Below are 6,182 nucleotides of genomic sequence, written 5' to 3' on the forward strand. Positions count from 1 at the left end.
AGCCGTAGCATCAGGTGTTTTGGCAGCCTGATATTCAATTCCCTGATGAATGGTTGTTTTATCCTGAAGTATTCTTCGGGTATCATTCCAGGCCTCCATTATATGTTTGCTTTCCGTGTCAGGAAGAAGTGTCAGCTCACCTGTTTTCAGATCGCTGGTACCGGATTTTCCAGACTGTACGATCTGGCTCAACAGGTGCTGATAGGTCCTGGCTATACGATCGATGGTATCTTTTTTAAATAAAGACGTTGCATAGTTGAAGGTCATCTGGATTCCGTCAGGGCTTTCATTAATCATCGTTGTAAGATCAAATTTCGCGGACTGATAGTCGACTTCACCGTCAAAAGGCAGGAAGATCGCCTCTTCTTTCCGGGCTACAGGATCTCCTCCACTGCTGGTCTGAATGCCAAACATTACCTGGAAAACCGGATGTCTTGAAGTATCCTGCTCTACTCCCAGCTCCTCCACTAATTTCTCAAACGGAAGATCCTGATGAGCCTGGGCTTCTGTCACTGACTTTGATACCTGTAAAATGAAATCCCTGATATTTTGCTTAGGATCAATTTTTTCTCTCAATGCCAATGTATTCACAAAGAAACCGATGATATCCTCAAGGCCTGCATAATGGCGGTTGGCAATCGGGCTTCCTACTATAATATCTTCCTGGCCTGAATAGGCAGATAATGTCAGATAATAACCACTCAGCATCACATTGAATAAGCTTACTCCGAGGTTTTTAGAAACTTCTTTCAATCCGAGTGCGGTTTCTTCCGGTATATTAAACCTGATCGTATTTCCTTCATAGGAAATTTCCGCCGGCCTATGGAAATCTACAGGTAGATCTAAGCTCTGATGGTCATCAAGCTTTGTTTTCCAGTATTCAATCTGGCTATCAAGACGTTCTCCTGCAAGGTAGTTCCGTTGCCATAATGCAAAATCCTTGTATTGGATTTTTAGCTCAGGGAATTCCGGCTGCTGTCCTGCGGCAATGGCATGATAGGCGGCAGTGACTTCTTTCAGGAATATATCGGTAGACCACCCGTCAAAAGCGATGTGATGAATCACTACGGAAAGATAGCTGATATCATTTAACCTGAAAATATTGATATCAACAGGAATTTCCTCTTCCAGACGGAATACTTTATGGGCAGCCCTGTTTACTGACTCTTCCAGTTCTTCCCTGCTTTCTACCTCTATAGTCCTGATTTCCGGAAGAAGATCAGTAACAACCTGGTAACCTGTTCCGTTTTCTGCAGTCAGAATACATGTGCGAAGGATTTCGTGGCGCAGGATTACAGTCTCCAATGCTTTGCATAAAGCCGCAATATCGGTTTCTGTGCTCAGGGTAACCGTCATTGGAATGTTATAAGCGCTGCTTCCGCCTTCATAGGATTCTATAAACCAGAGTCTTTCCTGGGCAAAAGACAGCCGCTGTTCTTCAAGGGAATCCACTTTTGAAGGAAGTATAGTGATCTGGTCCTCCGGAGTATTTCCTGTTAAAGCTGCGGATAAGGATTCAACCGTTTTATGCTCGAATATCATGGCAACATTAGCCTGCATATCCAATGTAAGCCTGATCTTGCTGATAAGCTTTATAGCCATGATACTGTTTCCTCCCATCCTGAAGAAATCATCATGGATGCTGATGCTTTCAGGGTTAATCCCCAATACTTCACCATACATCTGACATAGCTTCTCCTGCAATTCATTTGTTGACGCCATATATTCGCGAGTTGCTTTTACCCCTGGTTCCGGCAGCTGTTTTCTGTCCAGCTTTCCATTAAAGGTAACCGGTAATGCTTTCAGGTGAACAAAAATATTCGGCACCATATATTCAGGCAGGGTTTCAGACAGAAATTCCGAAAGTTTTTCTTCATTCAGCCCGTTATCAGAAACATAGTATCCTACAAGGTATTTCATTCCTGCTTTGTTTTCTTTGGCCAGTACTGCCACCTGACGGATATCCGGATGTTTTAGCAGGGCATTTTCAATTTCACCCAACTCGATACGGAAACCACGGATTTTCACCTGGAAGTCATTTCTGCCCAGATATTCTATGTTGCCACCGGATACCCAACGTACCAAATCTCCTGTTTTATACAGGGTTCTGTTATATTCTTCGCTTTTTTCCTTATCTGTCTGGAATGGGTTCGCAATGAAGCGTTCTTCCGTTAGTTCCGGTTTGTTTAGGTATCCCCTGGCAACTCCTGCACCTCCGATGTATAATTCCCCAACACCTCCAACAGGCACCGGATGTAAATATTTATCCAAAATATACACGCTTGTGTTGCTGATTGGCTGCCCGATCAGTACCTGCCGGATGGCCGGATCATTACAGTCGTAGTACATAACATCCACCGTTGCCTCTGTCGGCCCGTAAAGATTGTGAATTTCCGCATGGCTTATCAGCCTTCGGGCGTCCCGTACCTGCTTTAATGTCAAGACTTCGCCGCTACAGAATACATACCTCAGGCTCTTTACCCCGGATTGCAGCTCTTTTTTGGTATCTAATGCTTCTTGGAAGGCGCCCAGCATGGAAGGTACGAAGTGTACAATGGTAATACCGGATCTTTGAATGACTTCAGCCAGGTATTCAGGGTCTTGATGCCCTTCCGGACGTGCAAATACGATACATGCCCCATAAAAATGAGCCCAGAATAATTCCCAAACGGAAACATCAAACGTGTAAGGAGTTTTCTGAAGAACGTTATCTGCCGGTACCAAAGGATAGGTCTCATTCATCCATACGATACGGTTCACCACGCTTGTATGCTCTACCATGACTCCTTTTGGAAGTCCTGTGGTTCCGCTGGTGTAAATGACATAAGCAAGGTTGCCCGGCCCTACGGTTGTAACCGGATCAGACGCATCTTCCTTTTCAACAACCTGCCTGAATGAGGCATTATTTAAGGAGATAACATCCGTATTCATATCCTGTAGCTTTTCTGCAGTGCTTTCCTGAGCCAGAATAATTTTTGCTTTGGTATCAGACAGAATGTAGTCTATCCGTTCTGCCGGATAGGAAGCATCCATTGGGACATATGCCGCTCCTGCCTTCAATACGGCCAAAATTCCAATCAGCATATTCTCTGAACGTTCCAGGCATAAAGGCACCAGATCATCCGGCTGAATATCATAGGTTTTAATAAGGTAATGTGCCAGGCGGTTTGCCCGTTCATTTAGTTCACGATATGAAAGCTTTACGTCTTCGTATACCAGGGCGATATTATCCGGCGTTTTCAATACCTGCTCCTCAAATATGCCGTGAATGGTCTTGTCTGACGGATAGGCCAACCGGGTATCATTCCATGCCAGCATTTGCTGCCACTGACTCTCTGAAATACAGGAGAGTGCATCGGAAGTTATTTCAGGGGTATCAAGAATCTGATCAAGAATAATTTCCATTCCGTCCAACAGCTGTTCCATGGTACTCTTCTCAAAAAGAACACCTTCATAGTTCAGCTTAAGCAGTACACTTTCTCCCTGCTCTGATGCCATTATTCCTAACGGGTAGTCCAGCTTTTCCACTGAATCCCTGAATACAAAGCCAAGCTCATTGCTTCCCTCTCCTTTCGGAACAGGATAGTTTTCATACACGAACAGACTGCTGAAGATACGGCGCCCGTCATGATGAAGCTCTGCGAGGTTGATATCACTATGGGTATTCAGATCGCTGATCCTGTTCTGTATGGTCATAATACGATCTATGACACGACCGTCTTCATGCCTGACAATTAACGGCAGGGTATTGATATACAATCCGGCTGAAGATTCTATGCCGTCAACAGGCAGGCTTCTTCCTGAAACCGTTGTCCCCACTATTGTTGTCTGCAGTCCGCTGTACAGTTTCAGCTGGCTGTGCCATAAATATTGCAGCACAGCGTTCACGGTTAATCCATGAGCTTTTGTAAGGTCTTTCAGACGGTAATACTTTTCTCCGTCTATCAGCATGGTTACCTTTTGATGGTCTCTGATATGACGGTAAGTTCCTAAGTCTATATGTCTTTGGCCTTCTTTTACAAGGCTTTTCAGGTCTTCCTGGTCTTCAAGAAGCTTCATATACTGATCCCAGAAGCTTCGGCCGGCCTTTTTATTCACCTGTAAATATTTCTGGCTCGCTGCATAGGCATGGTCTGTTTGCAGAATATATTCTTCATTATTAAGCTGGCTGAGATAAGCCTCATGGACACTGTTTATTAAGACAGGCATACTCCAGCCGTCCAATATAGCGTGATGATTGCTGAACAAACAGCTGTAATGCTGCTCTCCGCGTTTGAAAACGTATACCCTGAAAAGGTTTCCTTTGGAAAGATCATACCCTTCAAGACGATCGTTATGAGTAATTTCACGGATCAGCTCTTCCTGGACTTCTTCAGACATGGCACTGATATCTTCATACCTCCAGTCCATATCGCCTTTTTTATCAATTACCTGGACAATTTCTCCGGTCCAGTTGAATCTGATCCTCAAGGCCGGATATTGGGACTGGATCAGGCTCCATGAATTTCTAAGTTTGTCTGTATTGATTTTAGCCCGGTATTCCCAAATCAGCTGTACTCTGTAAGCATCATCCGTTTCTCCCTGGTTCAGGGCATGATATACGAATCCTTCCTGTAAGCTGTTGGCCAGGTACACGCCCTCAATCTCCCCGGATTCCTGAATTTCCGAAAGCTGAGCGTTCTCCACCACGTATTCTACATCTGATGCCGTAAGGTAGCTTCTGTTCTCTTCAGAAAGCTCCTTAATAATGGATTCCAGATTCTTTTGGAAGCTTTCGGATAAAAGAGCGATCTTTTCAGCGGAAAGATATCCTGAAATTCCGAAGCGAAGCTGCCCGTCAACCACCGCACCGTTAATGCTTACAAAATGGCTGTCGCGGTTGGAGGCTCCAACTCCTGCTCCCGTATCCTCAGCTGCAATGAACCATGTTTTTTCACCGGATGCATCATCCTTGTCGAGCTGACCTAAGTAATTGAAGCTGATCTTCGGTAATTCACGGTTTACATATCCCACCAGGCTACCGTAACCGATTCCGTTGTTCGGAATGCTTCTTAAAGATTCTTTGGTCAGAATAACGGTATCTTTCAGTGATCTTCCTGTTTCCAGCTGTACCGGGTACATGGTGGTAAACCAGCCCATTGTTTCGGTAATGTCTAACTGGCTGAATACTTCTTCACGGCCGTGTCCTTCCAACAGAATAGCATGACGTTCATCCCCGGTAACATCAGTAAGTGCCTGTGATAAAGCTGACAATAGCAAATCATTGATCTGGGTATGGTATACGTGATGTACGCCACGGATCAGGGTTCCGGTGGATTCCCGATCCAGCTGCAGATGACCGTAGTGATATTCACCCGTGATCAGTCCGGATAATGTTGTGTTGCTTTCCGTAACCGTATCTGCGATCTGATTCCAGTAAGTGGTCTCATTTTTTCTGGATTCCGGGGTCTCTTTTTTATAGCGTCTGACGGCTTTCACCCATTGGCGGTAGCTGCTTCCTTTCTGAATCTGATAATTTTCTCCTTTTTCAAGAGTCTGATAGATATTCTTCAGGTCTTCAGTAAGGATTCTCCAGCTTACGGCATCAATAATAAGGTGGTGGAATGCAAAGAATACTCTTGCGCTTCCGTCCTGATATCCATGGATATATCCAATCTGGTACAACGGTCCGTTTTCAATATCAAAATGGGACTGCCAGTCTGTGAAAATAGGGGCAAGCTCTTCCGGATTCAGGCCAGATGCATCAAGATAATTGATTTCAGGGGCTGTTTTTTCTGTTTTATATTCCTGAATATGGCCCGTATACCCCAGCCTGAATGCATCATGCTTGGCCAGCAAATGTTCCACTGCCTGCTCAAACAGGTCTTTATCAAGCTCCGGAACATGGATCATAAATGCCTGGTTCCAATGGTTGAAGTCTGCAAGATATCCTGATTCTTTTTGCTTAAAGAACCATTCCTGTACCGGCAGAAGCGGAACTTCTCCTGTAAGGACTCCCTGTTCGGTAAGAATATTGGCTTCGCTTCCGTTCTTTTTATCTTCTATCAGCAGGGATAATGAGGCTACAGTCCGGGCAGTAAAGACTTCTTTGACACTTAATCTCACGTCTAACTGCTGGCGTACCTTACCTACCAGCTGAATGCTGATGATACTGTCTCCTCCCAACCTGAAGAAATCATCAT

1 protein-coding gene is annotated in these 6,182 nt (G+C 44.8%); it reads right to left on the bottom strand.

Going from position 1 to position 6,182, the window contains the following annotated elements; all coding sequences use genetic code 11:
• Positions 1-6,182 (bottom strand): non-ribosomal peptide synthetase (locus ABMQ40_RS16375; RefSeq protein ID WP_370901544.1); only part of this gene is annotated, 6,182 nt, incomplete at both ends.

Origin of the sequence: Chryseobacterium gossypii (assembly GCF_041361455.1) — a bacterium.
In the GTDB taxonomy this organism is placed as follows: Bacteria; Bacteroidota; Bacteroidia; order Flavobacteriales; family Weeksellaceae; genus Chryseobacterium; species Chryseobacterium gossypii.